Below are 15,990 nucleotides of genomic sequence, written 5' to 3' on the forward strand. Positions count from 1 at the left end.
GCTGTCTCAGACTATAGACAAACTCAAAATATTGAGTTTGTTTACAGTCTTTTTTTTATCTATAGGAACCCATTGATTTCCGCTACGGCGGACGTTTTTTGCGGGCCTGGCTTCAGTTTCCTCGTCGCTACGCTCCTGCGGGGCCTTTTCGCTCATGCTATTCCCGCAGAAAGCTTTGCTCTGTAGCAAAAGGCGAATGCCGTCAGCCACACTCGCCTCCTGCGCTTCAATCAACTAGTGTACGTCTATAAATGATTGAGGTGATGGATGTACGCAAAGTCAAAGCTATCAAAAGCTCATTCAGCGACATATTTGGGAAGATTGTGTAGAAGAAGTCGAACATCTTCGTCAAATTTATACGATTAGACAAATCCATGCACGTCGAAAAGAAATGATTGAACGGGTCTTTGCCGATGCAAAAGAAAAGCATGGTGTGCGTTGGACAACCTTACGAGGTCTCAAAAAATTGTCCATGCAAGCGATGCTTACTTTTACTGCCATGAATGTAAGACGGTGCGATATACAAAGAATATATCACTTTCTTATAATCCTAAATTCTTTGCTATAATCATTTTCATCACTTCATTTGTACCGGCGTAAATAGACATTACAGGAATATCACGATAACGTCTTGCAATTTTATATTCTTCCATATAGCCGTAACCACCGTGTAACTGCATACACTGGGCGGATAGCTCTCGCGCATTTTCTGTAATCCAGTATTTCGCCATTGAAACTTTCGTGACAACGTTCTTGCCAGCGATATGGTCTTCTATTAAAGATTCTAAAAAAGTTTTGCCAAGTTCTATTTTTGTAGCCATTTCGGCAATTTTAAATTGTGTATTTTGAAAGTCACTAATGGCTTTTCCAAAAGCATGACGTGATGTTACATATTCTATTGTTAAAGCCAGCATATCCTCTGCAGCTGTTTGGGCAGCAATCGCTACTGCTAAACGCTCTTGTTGCAGCTTTTCCATCATATAGGTGAAGCCTTTTCCCTCTTCACCAAGCAGGTTTTCTACTGGAACACGACAATCTTCAAAATATAATTCGGCCGTATCCTGTGCATGCATACCAACTTTTTCAAGCTTCCGTCCTTTGGTGAATCCAGGTGTGCCTTCTTCTATCACGAGAAGGCTTATGCCGTGATGTTTTTTCACCGCGGATGGATTCGTTTTCACCGCGATCACTGCTAAATTTGTATGAATACCGTTTGTGATAAATGTTTTTTGTCCGTTCACTATATAATGATTTCCATCGCGTAAAGCAGTTGTTTGGATATTCGCTAAATCAGAGCCTGTACCTGGTTCTGTCATGGCAATAGCCGTAATATATTCCCCTGTTATACATTTCGGTAGCCAGCGAGATTTTTGGCTTTCTGTCCCATAAGCCTCGATATACGGGACAACAATATCATTATGCAGACCAATTCCAATAAGGCCTGAACCAATGCGCTCTAGCTCTTCTTGAATAATAACACTAAAGCTAAAATCTAAATTTAGGCCACCATATTGTTCTTCTACTTGTGGGCATAGGTAGCCCATTTCTCCACACTTCCGCCAAAACTCAAGTGGCACAAGATGATCTTTCTCCCATTGTGCATAATGTGCTTCAGCCTCTTCTGCTAAAAACTTACGTAAGGTTTTACGGAATAACTCATGCTCTGTTGATTCAAATTTATATCTTACCATTCGAATACACCCCTTTTTGCTTGTTTATACGTAAATATTCTCTTACATATATCATGTTACAGAAAGTAAAGAAAAAATAAAAGGGCTTTGAAAATACGATTTTAAATTGTAATGCTATAATCAACTATGAATATATGAAAGTAGAGGGCTTTTATATGGCGAAAGTGATACTAGGAATAGGTGTAGTTGGTATATATAGCGCGTTAACCTTCTACCTAGGGTGGAGCGTAAAGCAGTGGCTTGTTGCGATGAGATGGTTCAACTACCCGTTTTTTTATTGGTTGGGACTGTATATCATTGCCTTTAGCATTGTCATTGGACGGGTACATGAATCTCTAAGAGTGTTTTCGGTTATTAGTAATTATTGGATGTTTGTGTTTGAATATGGGTTGATGCTTTGCTTGGCAGCGCAATTTTTAATTTGGTTAACGCCATTTAAAAATGTACAAATAATAGGAAGTATAGCAATTGCCATATTGGTTTTCTTATGTATAGTTGGCTCGTATTTAGCGTATTCTCCAGTTGTACGTAATTTAGAAATAACGATGGATAAAAAGGATAGTGAACTGTCTTCGATGCGTATTGTAGTTGCTTCGGATTTTCATCTAGGTGTGCTATCCAATAAAAAGCATTTACAACGCTTTGTCCATCTATCTAATGAAGCAAAACCAGATATTATTTTTTTAGCAGGAGACATTGTCGATGACGATCCTAAATGGTTTGTGAAAGAGGGAATGGCAGAGGTGATGAAATCGCTAACTGCTACTTACGGTGTCTATGGTGTACTTGGTAATCATGAATATTACGGCAAGAAAATTCCTGAATTTGTAGAAGAAATGGAAAACGCCGGTGTGAAGATTTTAAGAGATGAAACAATTCGAGTTGGGAATGCGTTTATAGTAACGGGACAAGAAGATATTACAAATAAAGAGCGACAGCAATTAAATGTATTGCGACTCCGTGATAATTTGCCGTGGTTTGTCATGAATCATACGCCGAATGATCTTGTAACTCCGTCGCAAGAGGGTGTAGATTTTCATATGTCAGGTCATACGCATAAGGGGCAAATGTGGCCAAATCAGTATATTACGGCACGAGTATTTGAGCTTGATTATGGTTATAAGATGAAGGAGCAAATGCATACACTTGTTTCATCGGGATTTGGATTCTGGGGTCCTCCGATGCGAATAGGCAGTCGTTCTGAGCTTTGGGTAGTGGATATTACTTTTCGTTAGAAAGCTATAGTATATGAAAAAAGAGTATCTTATAATTAGTTGGTGTTTGAAAAATCAATAGCGCTTGGCGTAAAGTGGTCGTCGTATCACTTTCATCACAAAAAATTGCTGAATAATGGTAAAAGGTAAGGTGACAATGTGGATATCATAGAGTTATTAAAGGCACTTATTTTAGGCTTTGTTGAGGGGATGACAGAGTTTGCACCCGTATCGTCCACTGGACATATGATTATCGTGGATGATATGTGGTTAAAAACAGAAGGATTTTTAGGGAAGTATCCTGCTAATACATTTAAAATTGTCGTACAGCTTGGTTCAATTTTAGCGGTAATCGTCGTTATGTGGAAGCGCATGTTAAGCTTAGTTGGTTTATACAATATTGATGGTCAATCTAGATCTATGAAAGGGCGATTCAACTTAATGCATGTGATTGTTGGTATGTTGCCAGCGGTAGTGTTAGGTTTCGCATTTAAAGATTTTATCGACGATCATTTATTTAAAGTTGAGCATGTCATATATGCGTTAGTGGCTGGGGCAATTTTAATGATTGTTGCCGATAAGTTTGCACCGAGAAAGCCGAAAGTTGATTCGTTAGATAATATTTCATATGGCTTAGCATTTAAAGTTGGCTTAGTGCAGTGTTTGTCTTTATGGCCAGGTTTCTCTCGTTCTGGTGCAACAATTTCAGGTGGGGTACTATTTGGTATCAGTCACCGTGTAGCAGCTGATTTCACATTTATAATGGCCGTTCCAATCATGGCAGGGGCAAGTCTTGTATCAGTACTGAAAAATTGGGATACGCTTTCAATGGATTACTTTGGTTTTTACGCAGTCGGTTTTATTAGTTCATTTATATTTGCCTTACTATCTATTAAATTCTTCTTAGCACTAATCTCAAAAGTTAAACTGATGCCATTCGCGATTTATCGTTTGGTATTGGCGGCAATATTGAGTATTATAATTTTTATGTAAATGAAAAGTCACTCATCTGTCACAAGGATGGGTGTTTTTTTTGTAACTGTAGTTTTTATATAAAATAATTTCGTGTAATTATACAAAATTTATTGCTTTATTGATTGTTTTTCATTGTATTTATAGTTGTTAAGAATTATAAAGGAGATAATATAAGTTGTGTTTATTGATATGATAGATATTTTTTACTGAACTATTGTATCTATAAAATTACACATTATAATTAATTGTGTATAAGTTCTTAATACTTGTTAACGTTCGATTATCTTTAGTAGAATAGGCATAGAATGGCATACTATATTATTTATGGGGTGGAAAAATGTTTCAATTTGGGAACAGACCTAAGCAAAATACAATTGTGATTAGTGATGTGTCAAATACAGGGGTTATTATTCAAGATCAGGAACGTTTGCTACAGCTAAATCTCGTCAGTCTTACAGAACAGGATTTACAATTAATTAGAAGTTTGAAGCCTTATATTGAACAAAATGTTGTAGAAGTTGTAGCAACTTTTTATAAAGCAGTTGAAAGTGTGCCGACTTTACGTGAAGTTATTCAAAAGCACAGTTCGAGTGAGCGTTTACGCCAAACATTGCGCCATCACATTATTGAAATGTTTGAAGGGCGAATTGACGAAGCATTCTTAGAAAAGCGGCGACGCGTAGGAAAGATGCACGTAAAGATTAATTTGTATCCAAAGTGGTATTTAGCCGCTTTTCAAAATCTTGAAAAGTCCCTGCGAAAGATTGTCTATGAGTTGCATTTATCAAAAGGTGAAGAAGAAAAGTATTGTGATGCCATCAGTAAGATTTGCAATTTTGAGCAACAAATCGTTTTAGAAGAGTACGATAATTACGCTAATACGTTATTAGAGGAGCAACGAAATCATGTTCGTGCACATGTAAAGGGAATTGTTGGTGGAATTTCTACACAGTTAGAAACCCAGTCTCATGATACTAATGAGGCAGTGACAGAACTTATTTCTAGTACGAAACAAGTTAATGCATACTTGAAAGAAAGTATCGATGAAGCGAAAACAATGCAACATGTATCCACTGAAGGTTATTCGAAAATAGTATTAATAAATGAACAAACTGGGAAAATAAATGATAAAACTGTCGAAATGGCGAAGATGGTGGAACAATTAAATCGCTCATCATCAAAAATTAATGTTGTTGTTGAAATGGTTAAAAATATTTCAGGACAAACAAATTTACTTGCACTAAATTCCGCAATAGAAGCTGCTCGTGCAGGTGAACATGGAAAAGGTTTTGCAGTCGTTGCCGATGAGGTACGTAAACTAGCAGATCAAACTAAAAATTCGGTGCAACAAATAGCAGATTTAATTGGTATGTCCAATGGTATTACAAATCAGGTAGTACAAGCGATTCAGGAAATTCAAGAGCTTGTGAATAACAGTATCGAACAAAATGTAGAATCTTTGAAAGCATTTGATGCCATATCAGGCTCAGTTGACGGTTCTATCGTAAACTTTCAAAATGTTGGAAGTCAAATAACGGAGTTGGCGAATATCATTGAATCCATTGGTGAGTCCTCAGAGGAATTGGAGAGAGTTGCAAGTCGCCTCGATACAACAATAAAGGAATTTTAATATATAGATGGAAGGCTATGCACTGAAAAGGGTGCATAGTTTTTTTAGGTGAAATTGTCGGTTAAACGGATAGAATGGCTAAAGTGACGGATAGAATCTTCAAAGTGCTGGATAGAAACAAAAAGTTGCTAGAAGTTGGTAATTCTCTTCGCTGTAATAGCAATCATCGAACGTAAATGGATGCTTGAGCACTTGGCTTATTAGTGATACGCTAAAGGCGAAAAGGGGAACGAATAGAGGGGTGTTGGGAACATGAAAAAGAAATTATTTATTACACGTAAATTTCCGGCGCATATTGTCGAGCCGCTAGAGGGATTTTATGATATTGAGCAGTGGTCGGAGGAAGAAATCGTTATCCCACGAGACAAACTTTTAGCAGCTGTTGCGGCCTGTGAGGTATTATGGGTAACAATTGCTGATCAGGTTGATGAGGAATTACTTTCACATGCACCCAATTTAAAACTTGTGACAAATTTAGCAGTTGGTTTCAATAATATTGATGTGCTAGCATTACGCAAACGAGGCATCATGGCAACAAATACCCCTGGTGTCTTAACAAATACGACTGCGGATTTAGTATTTGGCTTATTACTTGCAACTGCACGAAGAATCCCGGAAAGTGAGCGTTATTTGCGTGATGGTAAATGGCAAAGCTGGTACCCGATGCAGTTAGTCGGTAAGGATGTGTCAGGTGCAACTATAGGGATTATCGGAATGGGGCGAATCGGTCAGGCGGTCGCAAGACGAGCAAAAGGCTTTGACATGAAGGTCATATATCATAATCGTAGACGTCGCCACGAGGCAGAAGAAATGTACGGTTTTCGATATGCACCTCTTGAAGATCTATTAAAGCAATCAGATTTTGTTGTCATTATGACACCATATAACAGTGATACAGTCGGATTAATCGGTGCGAAAGAACTTGCTATGATGCAGGAAGATGCGGTGCTGATTAATGCTTCTCGTGGGGGCATTATAGATGAGACTGCACTTTATGACACCTTGAAAAATGGCAAGCTTTGGGCAGCGGGACTAGACGTTTTTGAATATGAGCCAATTTCGATGGCTCATCCGTTATTGACGCTTCCTAATGTTGTGGCACTTCCCCATATCGGCAGTGCTTCGTTGAAAACAAGAACAGCGATGCTTACGCTCAATGTTAATGCACTTAGTGCATATGGGCAGGGTAAGGCAGTATCCAATCGAATAGACTAAAAAACGGAGCACATTTCTAGCAGGATGTGCTCCGTTTTATCCCGCATTAACGGTCAGTAAGCCGCCCACCACAAGTGGAAAGATGAGAACGAGTTAACTAGGTGGCCGATCAACTGACCGTAAAAGTCCGATTGGTTCAACTAACAATCCGTGGGGATGAGGAATCCTCCCAAGGATAGAAGTTTCACTTTATGGTTGTTTAAGAATTTGCTAATGATTAAAAGAGGGATTGCAGTTATTTGTTGAATAAGTCAAATAAACCGCCAATACCGCCTTCACCTTTAGACTGACCGCCACCGCCTTGTGAAATTGGTGCTGCAGCGAAGACGCGGCTTGCTAAACGGCTAAATGGTAATGATTGAACCCATACTGTACCAGGGCCACGTAAAGTTGCGAAGAAGATACCTTCACCGCCAAATAATGCAGTTTTTACGCCTCCAACCATTTCGATATTGTAATCTACATCGGCTGTCATAGCAACTAAACATCCTGTATCAACACGTAAAACTTCTCCTGGTTGTAAAGTTTTTTGATGAATAGCACCACCAGCATGTACGAAGGCCATACCATCACCTTCAAGTTTTTGCATAATGAAACCTTCACCACCGAAGAAGCCTACACCGATTTTTTTCTGGAATTCGACCCCGACCGAAACGCCCTTAGCAGCAGCTAAAAAAGCATCCTTTTGACAAATAATTTTTCCATTCAATTGACTCAAATCCATAGGAATGATTTTACCAGGATATGGAGAAGCGAAGTACACATGACGTTTCCCTGTACCGGCGTTTGTAAATGTTGTCATAAATAAGCTTTCACCTGTGATTACGCGTTTCCCTGCACCGAGTAATTTCCCCATAAAGCCACTTTGAGCATTTCCTTTAGAGCCATCGCCAAAAATAGTCTCCATCTCAATTGCTTGGTCCATCATCATTAAAGCTCCTGCTTCCGCAACCACCGTTTCCTGTGGATCTAGTTCAACCTGCACGTATTGCATGTCATTACCAAATATTTTGTAGTCAATTTCATGGTTATTCATTTTGCAATTCCTCCAATAGTAATTTTGTTGTTACTGTATACGATTATAAGACACAATAGTTTCACTGCATAATTAATTATTTTAGAAAAAAAGGGAATAAGCTAGCGAATGTCGAATATAAAAAACTAGAATGTGTATTATTTATTTTTGTTCAGCGAAAGAACTTTGTGGAGATTGTACACTGAACGTGGGGTCAATCCTTACTTCGGTGGATGCTCAAATGACAGCTGAATGACGATAAAGCCTCTGCAGATGTCAATATTTTGAAGGGGATCATACTGGAAGTTAGCCTAAACATGTGGCATCCATACAAAAATCTTATCTTCAAGAAAGCAGTAGACGTTTTTTATTGCCAGTGTTTCGTCATATGGATAGCAGCTAAACTAGTCTGCATCTCGCAGGCCCTAGTATACTTCATAAATTGGTGTAATTCCGCTGAGGCATAATTGAAATCTTTCAGGGGGTGTTTGTAATGGATATTAAAAACTATATTGGCGGTGAATGGTTATCACATTCGCATTTACAAAGTATAGCAGTGACGAACCCTGCAAATGGTGAGCATTTAGCAACTATACCGCGCTCAACGGCTAGTGAAGTAGCTGAGGCGGTAGCGGTAGCAAAGCAAGCACAAAAAGAGTGGGCACTTGTGCCAGCACCAAAACGTGCAGAGTATTTATATGCCATCGGTCAAAAGATGAGAGAAAAGAAAGAATACCTAGCTACTGTTCTAACAAAAGAAATGGGAAAAGTGATTGAAGAGGCAAGAGGCGAAGTACAGGAAGGGATTGATATGGCTTATTATATGGCGGGGGAAGGGCGACGATTGTTTGGGGAGACAACGCCATCTGAGCTTACCAATAAATTTGCCATGAGTGTACGCGCCCCTATTGGCGTTGTGGGCTTAATAACACCTTGGAATTTCCCAGTCGCCATTGCTACATGGAAGTCATTTCCCGCAATTGTGGCAGGAAATACATTCATTTGGAAGCCATCCAATGAAACGCCAATGATGGCATACGAAATGGCGAAGATTTTTAACGAGATCGACTTGCCAGCTGGTGTTGCAAATATTGTCTTTGGTACAGGACCGACTGTAGGAACAGCATTAATAGAGCATCCGGATGTAAAAGTGATTTCGTTTACTGGATCTACTACGACAGGGAGTAAGGTAGCAGAGCTTGGTGGAAAACATTTGAAAAAAATCTCTTTGGAGATGGGTGGAAAAAATGCGGTTATTGTCATGGACGATGCGGACTTACATCTTGCAGCGGAAGGCATTTTATGGAGTGCATTTGGTACGGCGGGTCAAAGATGCACGGCATGTAGTCGCGTGATTGTGCATAAAGATGTAAGAGAAGAATTAGAAAGGCTTCTGTTAGAAGCAATGCAGCATTTAACAATTGGAGATGGCTTGGACGAAAGCGTAAAAATCGGTCCTGTTATAAGTAAAGCTGCCCTTGAGAAAATAAATCATTATGTGCAGATTGGTAAACAAGAAGGTGCAACATTACTAGCAGGTGGCAGGATTTTAAATGAGGCACCTTATGATACAGGGTTTTACTATGAACCCACATTGTTTACAAATGTGAAGCCCAAAATGATTATTGCGCAGGAAGAAATTTTTGGACCGGTAGTTTCTCTTATTGAAGTCGCAAATTTAGATGAAGCGATTGAAGTAAATAATGATGTGAAATTTGGTTTATCTAGCTCTATTTTCTCACAAAACGTTAATACGATTTTCCGCGCACAACGTGATTTAGACACAGGTATTGTTTATGTAAATGCAGGCACAACAGGGGCTGAAATTCATTTGCCATTCGGTGGAACAAAGGGGACGGGGAATGGTCACCGTGACTCGGGCGTTGCCGCATTGGATGTATATACAGAATGGAAGAGCATTTATATAGATTACAGCGGAAAATTACAAAGAGCACAAATCGATACAGAGTAACAGATCAATGAAAGGGGATGTTCATGATGAAAGTTGTTGTATTAGGTGCAGGTTTAATGGGGAAAGAGGTAGCTCGTGATTTAATTAAAAATAGCAATGTAGAACGTGTGTTTTTAGGAGATATTGATGTGAAGGCGGCACAGGATTTTGTAGATACGTTGAATACAGATAGAGTTGAAGTTGTTGAACTTCATGCGGAATCTGACGACTCGTTGACGTCCGTGATCTCGAAAGGAAATGTCGTAGTGAATGCCTTATTTTATTCATTCAATGAGCGAGTAGCGAGAGCAGCCATTGAAGCAGGTGTTCATTCTGTAGATTTAGGTGGTCATATCGGTGGTGTTACAGAAAAGATTTTGAAGTTTGATGAAGAAGCAAAAGCAAAGGGCGTTACAATTATTCCTGACTTGGGCGTAGCGCCAGGGATGATCAATATATTAGCAGGCTATGGTGCATCAAAATTAGATGAAGTAGAATCTATTAAGCTATTCGTTGGTGGTATACCAACAGATCCTAAGCCACCACTACACTATACACGTGTATTTTCTTTAGATGGTGTATTTGATCATTATACGCAACCTTCTAAAATGATTCAAAAGGGTAAACTTGAAGAAGTGCCATCATTAACGGGAGTCGAGCCCATTTATTTCGATGGTTTTGGCGTACTTGAGGCATTTTATACATCTGGTGGCATATCGACATTATATAAAACATTCCCAAATGTTCGAACATTAGAATATAAAACGATTCGTTATAAGGGGCACGCTGAGAAATTTAAACTGTTAGCAGATTTGGGATTCTTAGATTCTAGTAATAAGGTTGAAGTAGATAGTATAGAAGTGCCTGTTCGAGCTGTCGTACGAGAGGCGCTCAAGAAGAAATTAGAGCTTGGAACAAAACCAGATGCTGTGTTGTTACGTGTGATTGTGGCAGGTGAGAAAGCACAACAGCAAGTCACTTATGAGTACGAAATGGTTGTACGTAAAGACATGACAATTAACGAAACTGCAATGGCACGTGCAACAGCCAATACAATTTCTGTAGTTGCACAAATGATCGGCGAAGGCTCGATTACGAATCGCGGAGTTTTTGCGCCTGAAGCCATCGTCCCAGGTGATACGTATATTAAGGAAATGGCAAAACGAGGCGTTGTTATTAAAGAAACGTCTCATAAGTCTGCAATGATTGTGAAATGGTAGGTGATGGTCATGAATTTCGAATTTACAACTGAGCAGGAAATACTACGTAAAACAGTACGCCAGTTTGTTGATGATGAAATATTGCCACATATTGCGAAATGGGATGCGGAAGGAAGCTTCGATGCTGGCATTTGGTCAAGACTTGCAGAGCTTGGATTGATGGGGGTTTGTGTACCTGAGAAGTACGGAGGCAGTGGCATGGATTATAACGCACTTGCCATCGTCTGTGAGGAGCTTGAGCGAGGAGATACAGCTTTTCGAACGGCTGTATCGGTGCATACGGGCTTGAATAGCATGACATTGATGCAATGGGGTAGCGAAGCGCAAAAGGAGCAATATCTCGTTCCACAGGCAAAGGGAGTACGCATTGGTGCATTTGGATTAACAGAGCCAGGAGCAGGGTCAGACGTGGCAGCAATGTCAACTACGGCTGTACGTGACGGTGATTTTTATAGATTGAATGGACAAAAAACTTGGATTTCATTATGTGATATAGCCGATTATTTTATTGTTTTTGCTTACACAGATAAATCAAAAAAGCATCATGGCATTAGTGCTTTCATTGTTGAGCGTTCAATGGCTGGTTTTACTTCCAAGGCTATCAAAGGGAAGTATGGTATTCGTGCAGGTAATACTGGAGAACTCTTTTTCGAAGATTTGCGCGTACCTGTAGAAAATAGGTTAGGTGAAGAAGGAGAAGGCTTTAAAATTGCGATGTCAGCACTGGATAACGGTCGTTTTACAGTTGCGGCAGGTGCAGTTGGTCTTATGCAAGCATGTATCGAGTCAAGCGTGAAATACTGCCATGAGCGCGAAACGTTTGGAAAGCCAATTGGCGAGCATCAGCTAGTTGGGCAGATGATTGCGAAGATGGAGGCAGGCTATCAAATGTGCCGACTGCTTGTTTATCGTGTTGGCGAGTTGAAAAATAAAGGTATCCGTAATACAAGGGAAACATCTCTTGCGAAATGGCAAGCCTGTGATTTTGCTAATAAAGCAGCGGATGACGCACTCCAGATTCATGGAGCATACGGTTATTCGGATGATTATCCAGTTGCGCGTTTTTTACGTAACTCTAAAGCACCCGTAATTTACGAGGGTACGCGTGAAATCCATACAATTATGCAGGCGGATTATGTACTGGGTAGACGAAATGATAAACCATTAGCAAAAATGTTACCGAAATGGCCGTTTGAAGAGTAAACGAGAGGGATTCATTCCCCTCGTTTTTTTACGAAAAAAATTATCAGAAAAATGTAACTTTCCTATCTTTTGACAGTCTAATGATTAAACAAGTATATGAAGGAGTGGAAAAACATGAAAAATAGGTGGATAGCAATTTTGGTTATCTCCATACTCGCTATATTGCCAGGGGTCTCTACTTTTATGATGGTCCCAAAAGCTGAGGCAAAAGCAGCCAATACGATTATGACGACTCAAAGTTGGAAGGCGTCATTCTCTAAAACATTAAAGGCTAGCAAAATAACGGATGAAAATGTCTATGTAACGAATGATAATGGGCAAAAAGTGACGGCAACCATTACATTGGGAGAGGATAATAAAACACTTATCGTTAGTCAGTTAGCGCCAGGAAGTTATAAATTACATGTCCATAAGCAAGCATTTGCAGCAAGTGAGCTTAAGACAGCGTCACATGTTATTGCATTTACGGTTGTAGAGAAGTTGGAAGCCGTAAAATCGGAGGAAGAACTTCAACAATATTTCAAAGCAATTTTAGCGAATGGTAATAGTGAGATTGAAGTAGAATCAAGTACAGAAAATTTTATAAGTAAGGAAGATAAAGCAAGCTCCTTCACTGATTCAAGCAATTCCTCTACAACAAACAATCAAGTAGATGGTGTAGAAGAAGGTGATATTGTCGTTGTCAAAAATGACATAATCTATGCGGTAAAAGATCAAGGTATAACGGTTGTAGATGCCAGCAATCCGAAAAACTTAAAATTAGCCACGACAGTCAAGCTAAAAGAATCACAGTATATTTCAAAGCTTGCGTTGTACGATAATGTATTAATAGCAATCGGAGCTGAATATATCGAAAAAGCAGGCATGAACATGACAATGGCAACTTTTTATGATATAAAAAATCCGAAAAATCCAAAATTTATACGTGAGGTTGCACAAGAGGGATACTTACAGGATATACGCATTACGAATGACACACTGTATTTAATCGGTAATATGCATCCAAATTATTGGATGTTAAAGGAAGGCGAAACACTAGATTTAAAGCCAAAAACTTATGATAGTACAGTAAGTAAAGACTATAAAAGTTTACCGCTTGAGAAAATTACTATATTACCAAACACAATGGATGGCTCGTATAGCTTGATTACAGCTGTGGATATGAAAAATGGTGCGCAAGCAAAAGCCAATACGAAAGGCTACTTAGGCGGTAGTAGCGGGCTATACATGTCAGAAAATGCACTGTATTTAACGACACCGATTTATGATGGAAATCAAGGAGGCATTGCAGGCAAGAGGGTCATGGATATGATTTGGATGCCAACGTCAGTAGATACACAAGTATTTAAATGGGCTATTGATGGCACGGCATTGAACTTTGTCGGTGCGGCTGAAGTAAAGGGATCTGTGCTAAATCAATATTCAATGGATGAATATAAAGGTAATTTCCGCATTGTTACAACAGAGGGGAATATGTGGGATGAACAAAACGTATCTCGTAATCACCTATTCATTTTAGATAAAAATTTAAAAGAGCTTGGATCAGTGAAGGATTTAGCACCTGGTGAAAAAGTATATTCCGCTCGTTTTATGGGAGAGAAAGCATATGTTGTAACATTCAAGCAGGTTGATCCTCTCTTTGTCATTGATGTAGAGAATCCAAAGAAACCAACTGTGTTAGGACAATTGAAAATTCCTGGCTATAGCAACTATTTACACCCTTTGGATGACACACACTTAATCGGTATTGGTTATGATACAGAAGAGCGCTATGACACTTATTCGAAGCGTAACTTTACCGTTACAACGAATATGAAAATGTCTTTATTTGATGTATCAGATTTCCAAAATCCAAAAGAGCAGTCAACAGTGAAAATTGGTGGGAAAGGCTCGAGCTCAGACGTGCAATACAATCCTAAAGCGTTATTCCGCAATAACGAGTACAATTACTACGGCTTCCCAGTAGTACTGTATGAAGCAGGTCAAGGAGATGAAGTCGTATACCAAGGCCAAGGCGCACAAATATACGAAATCACAGCAGAAAAAGGAATAGTGTTAAAAGGCAATATCATTAGTAAAAATTCTGGTGATCAGTATGAGGATTGGGAGCAACTCGTACAGCGTGTTGTCTATATAGATGATACTCTATACACAGTTGCACGCAATGAAGTAAAGAGCTATCAGCTGAAGGACTTCAAAGCCCTCGACACACTGCAAATAAAATAAAAAAAAGTCCAATGAATTCTAATGGAGTTCATTGGACTTTTTCATTGATTAGCTTAGTAATACTGATAGAAGTTCTCTCACTATTACTAATGTTATTGCTTATTGGCGATACGGTAGAATTTCAGATACTGTCACGAATTCATAACCTTGCTCTTGTAAAAAGGCAAGTACAGCATCCAGTCCATCCGCGGTTGATTGATGAATATCATGCATTAAGACAATTGCATTATTGTGCAGATGATTTTTAACATAAGGGAGTAACTGTTGTGCATTTCGATGTTTCCAATCCATTGTGTCAATGCTCCATAGTACTACCGGAATTGGAATTTGAGCATTAATGTCCTTGTTTGTTGCACCGTAAGGCGGTCTAAAGACAGTCGCACCTTGATTGATAGCTAATTCAATTTCTGCTGCAGTTGAAGAATATTCCTTTAAGACTTGCTCTGATGATAGTTTTGTTAATACAGGATGGTTCCATGTGTGGTTCCCAACCTCATGTCCACGTGCAAGCACATCTCTAGCAATATCAGGATAATATTGTACGCGACTACCAAGCATGAAAAATGTAGCTTTTGCATGATATTTATCAAGGATGTCTAAAATTTGTTCTGTTACGATGGGATGTGGGCCATCGTCAAAAGTTAACGCAATACGCTTAGCGTTTGGATCTCCTGGAGTTTGTGGCTTGGTTGGTTCCATAGTTTCCATAGCAATTTGAAAATCAGATGCTAGCAATGGATTAATAAGTGTAAGTGGCAATTTTACAATTGGGGCACCAGCTGCACCGTTTGCAATTTCATATTCATCGAAGTAAAAGAGTAACGCATCATCCACAATAGCAAAACGCTCGAAATTCGCCCATTTTGGCTCCGTTGCTGTCAGTAACTCATCCTTATTGAGCTCATCTTTTAGTTGAGGATTTTGTTGTAAATCTTTGCGGACATGCGTAGCAATTGTCGATAAGTTATTTTCATCGTTTTGCAATAATGTTTTTATATCGATTTGTTCACCGGTTTCATTGTTAAAGAAAAATGTCTTTGTAGAAACTTCGTGATTGGCTCCGCCCAAGTATTGCACTTTTGTCAGGGCAAAAGAATAATATTGTTCGTGATATGGAAAGGTCTCAAAGCTAATATTTAGCTCGCCCATTGCATCTTTGGTGCTATTTTTTTTCATTTCTGCCAAGTAGTTTTCTTTTGAATCCGTTATGTACTGTAGTACGGTGTCATTAAAAACCTTATTTTCTGTTTGTGGGTAGTGAATGGCAAAAGGTGTGCGTTTATCATTGGAAACGTCTGTTACAATACGTATCCCTGGAAACGCAGAGCTTTCAGTCGATAAATTACTATTTAAAGAATCTGAGTTTGAATCTTTTGAAGCACTAATCTTTTGAAACTTAAAGTCATCCTTTGATAGGATAATGACAAGGATGATGGATGTTAATGTAATAATGAGGCCGATTAATAGGAAATCAATCATCGGGCCGCGTCGTTTTCTGCGTTCCTGCATCATGTTGGATACGCTCCCCTCTGTAAATTATTTATCTATACAATCAGACGTATGAACCATCGGAAAAGTTATATGTATCTACAAATCATGTAAAAAAATGTTGAATATTTACGGTTGAGTTTTTATCAGCAGTTCGATACT

The 15,990-nt window shown here is 39.0% G+C and carries 12 protein-coding genes and 1 pseudogene; 9 read left to right on the forward strand and 4 right to left on the reverse strand.

The genetic code is table 11. From position 1 onward, the window contains the following. Positions 1–6 precede the first annotated feature (6 nt). Positions 7–210 carry a hypothetical protein gene (locus ACQKII_RS06785; RefSeq protein ID WP_427457573.1) on the reverse strand — a complete coding sequence of 68 codons (204 nt, stop codon included), beginning with the start codon at positions 208–210 and terminating at the stop codon, positions 7–9. A 58-nt stretch (positions 211–268) separates the two neighbouring features. On the opposite strand from ACQKII_RS06785, the pseudogene ACQKII_RS06790 reads away from it, so the two are divergent. Further along, a pseudogene (locus tag ACQKII_RS06790) lies at positions 269–568 on the forward strand (transposase); the annotation flags it as partial. Here the strand turns inward: ACQKII_RS06790 and ACQKII_RS06795 are convergent. After that, positions 543–1,691 carry an acyl-CoA dehydrogenase family protein gene (locus ACQKII_RS06795; protein WP_427457575.1) on the reverse strand — a complete coding sequence of 383 codons (1,149 nt, stop codon included), beginning with the start codon at positions 1,689–1,691 and terminating at the stop codon, positions 543–545. The pseudogene ACQKII_RS06790 and the gene ACQKII_RS06795 overlap by 26 nt on opposite strands. A gap of 155 nt (positions 1,692–1,846) precedes the next feature. Here ACQKII_RS06795 and ACQKII_RS06800 point away from each other — a divergent pair, with 155 nt between their 5' ends. The 4 genes from ACQKII_RS06800 (at position 1,847) to ACQKII_RS06815 (ending at position 6,725) form a co-directional block, all read left to right on the forward strand. Next, positions 1,847–2,926 carry a metallophosphoesterase gene (locus tag ACQKII_RS06800; RefSeq protein ID WP_427457577.1) on the forward strand — a complete coding sequence of 360 codons (1,080 nt, stop codon included), beginning with the start codon at positions 1,847–1,849 and terminating at the stop codon, positions 2,924–2,926. Between the two features lie 138 nt (positions 2,927–3,064). Next, positions 3,065–3,898 carry an undecaprenyl-diphosphate phosphatase gene (locus ACQKII_RS06805; protein ID WP_427457579.1) on the forward strand — a complete coding sequence of 278 codons (834 nt, stop codon included), beginning with the start codon at positions 3,065–3,067 and terminating at the stop codon, positions 3,896–3,898. Between the two features lie 319 nt (positions 3,899–4,217). Beyond that, complete coding sequence (locus ACQKII_RS06810) at positions 4,218–5,510, forward strand: protoglobin domain-containing protein (RefSeq protein ID WP_427457581.1); 1,293 nt, start codon at positions 4,218–4,220, stop codon at positions 5,508–5,510. A gap of 252 nt (positions 5,511–5,762) precedes the next feature. Then, the gene (locus tag ACQKII_RS06815) at positions 5,763–6,725 is read left to right on the forward strand and encodes a 2-hydroxyacid dehydrogenase (RefSeq protein WP_427457583.1); all 963 of its coding nucleotides are present in this window, start codon (positions 5,763–5,765) and stop codon (positions 6,723–6,725) included. Positions 6,726–6,960: 235 nt separating this feature from the next. Here the strand turns inward: ACQKII_RS06815 and ACQKII_RS06820 are convergent, their stop codons facing one another. Further along, a complete protein-coding gene (locus tag ACQKII_RS06820; RefSeq protein WP_427457585.1) occupies positions 6,961–7,761 on the reverse strand; it encodes a TIGR00266 family protein in 801 nt (266 codons plus the stop codon). A 472-nt stretch (positions 7,762–8,233) separates the two neighbouring features. On the opposite strand from ACQKII_RS06820, the gene ACQKII_RS06825 reads away from it, so the two are divergent. From ACQKII_RS06825 to ACQKII_RS06840, 4 genes are all read left to right on the forward strand, one after another. Continuing rightward, on the forward strand, positions 8,234–9,712 hold the full coding sequence (locus ACQKII_RS06825; protein WP_427457587.1) for an aldehyde dehydrogenase family protein: 1,479 nt from the start codon (positions 8,234–8,236) through the stop codon (positions 9,710–9,712). Between the two features lie 26 nt (positions 9,713–9,738). After that, complete coding sequence (locus ACQKII_RS06830) at positions 9,739–10,911, forward strand: saccharopine dehydrogenase family protein (RefSeq protein WP_427457952.1); 1,173 nt, start codon at positions 9,739–9,741, stop codon at positions 10,909–10,911. A gap of 9 nt (positions 10,912–10,920) precedes the next feature. Next, positions 10,921–12,114 carry an acyl-CoA dehydrogenase family protein gene (locus tag ACQKII_RS06835; RefSeq protein WP_427457589.1) on the forward strand — a complete coding sequence of 398 codons (1,194 nt, stop codon included), beginning with the start codon at positions 10,921–10,923 and terminating at the stop codon, positions 12,112–12,114. Between the two features lie 183 nt (positions 12,115–12,297). Next, positions 12,298–14,340, forward strand: a complete 2,043-nt coding sequence (locus tag ACQKII_RS06840) for a beta-propeller domain-containing protein (RefSeq protein WP_427457591.1) — start codon at positions 12,298–12,300, stop codon at positions 14,338–14,340. A 99-nt stretch (positions 14,341–14,439) separates the two neighbouring features. Here the strand turns inward: ACQKII_RS06840 and ACQKII_RS06845 are convergent, their stop codons facing one another. Continuing rightward, complete coding sequence (locus ACQKII_RS06845; protein WP_427457593.1) at positions 14,440–15,852, reverse strand: polysaccharide deacetylase family protein; 1,413 nt, start codon at positions 15,850–15,852, stop codon at positions 14,440–14,442. Between the last annotated feature and the right edge of the window lie 138 nt (positions 15,853–15,990).

This window comes from Lysinibacillus sp. NPDC048646 (assembly GCF_050272295.1).
Taxonomy (GTDB): Bacteria; Bacillota; Bacilli; order Bacillales_A; family Planococcaceae; genus Lysinibacillus.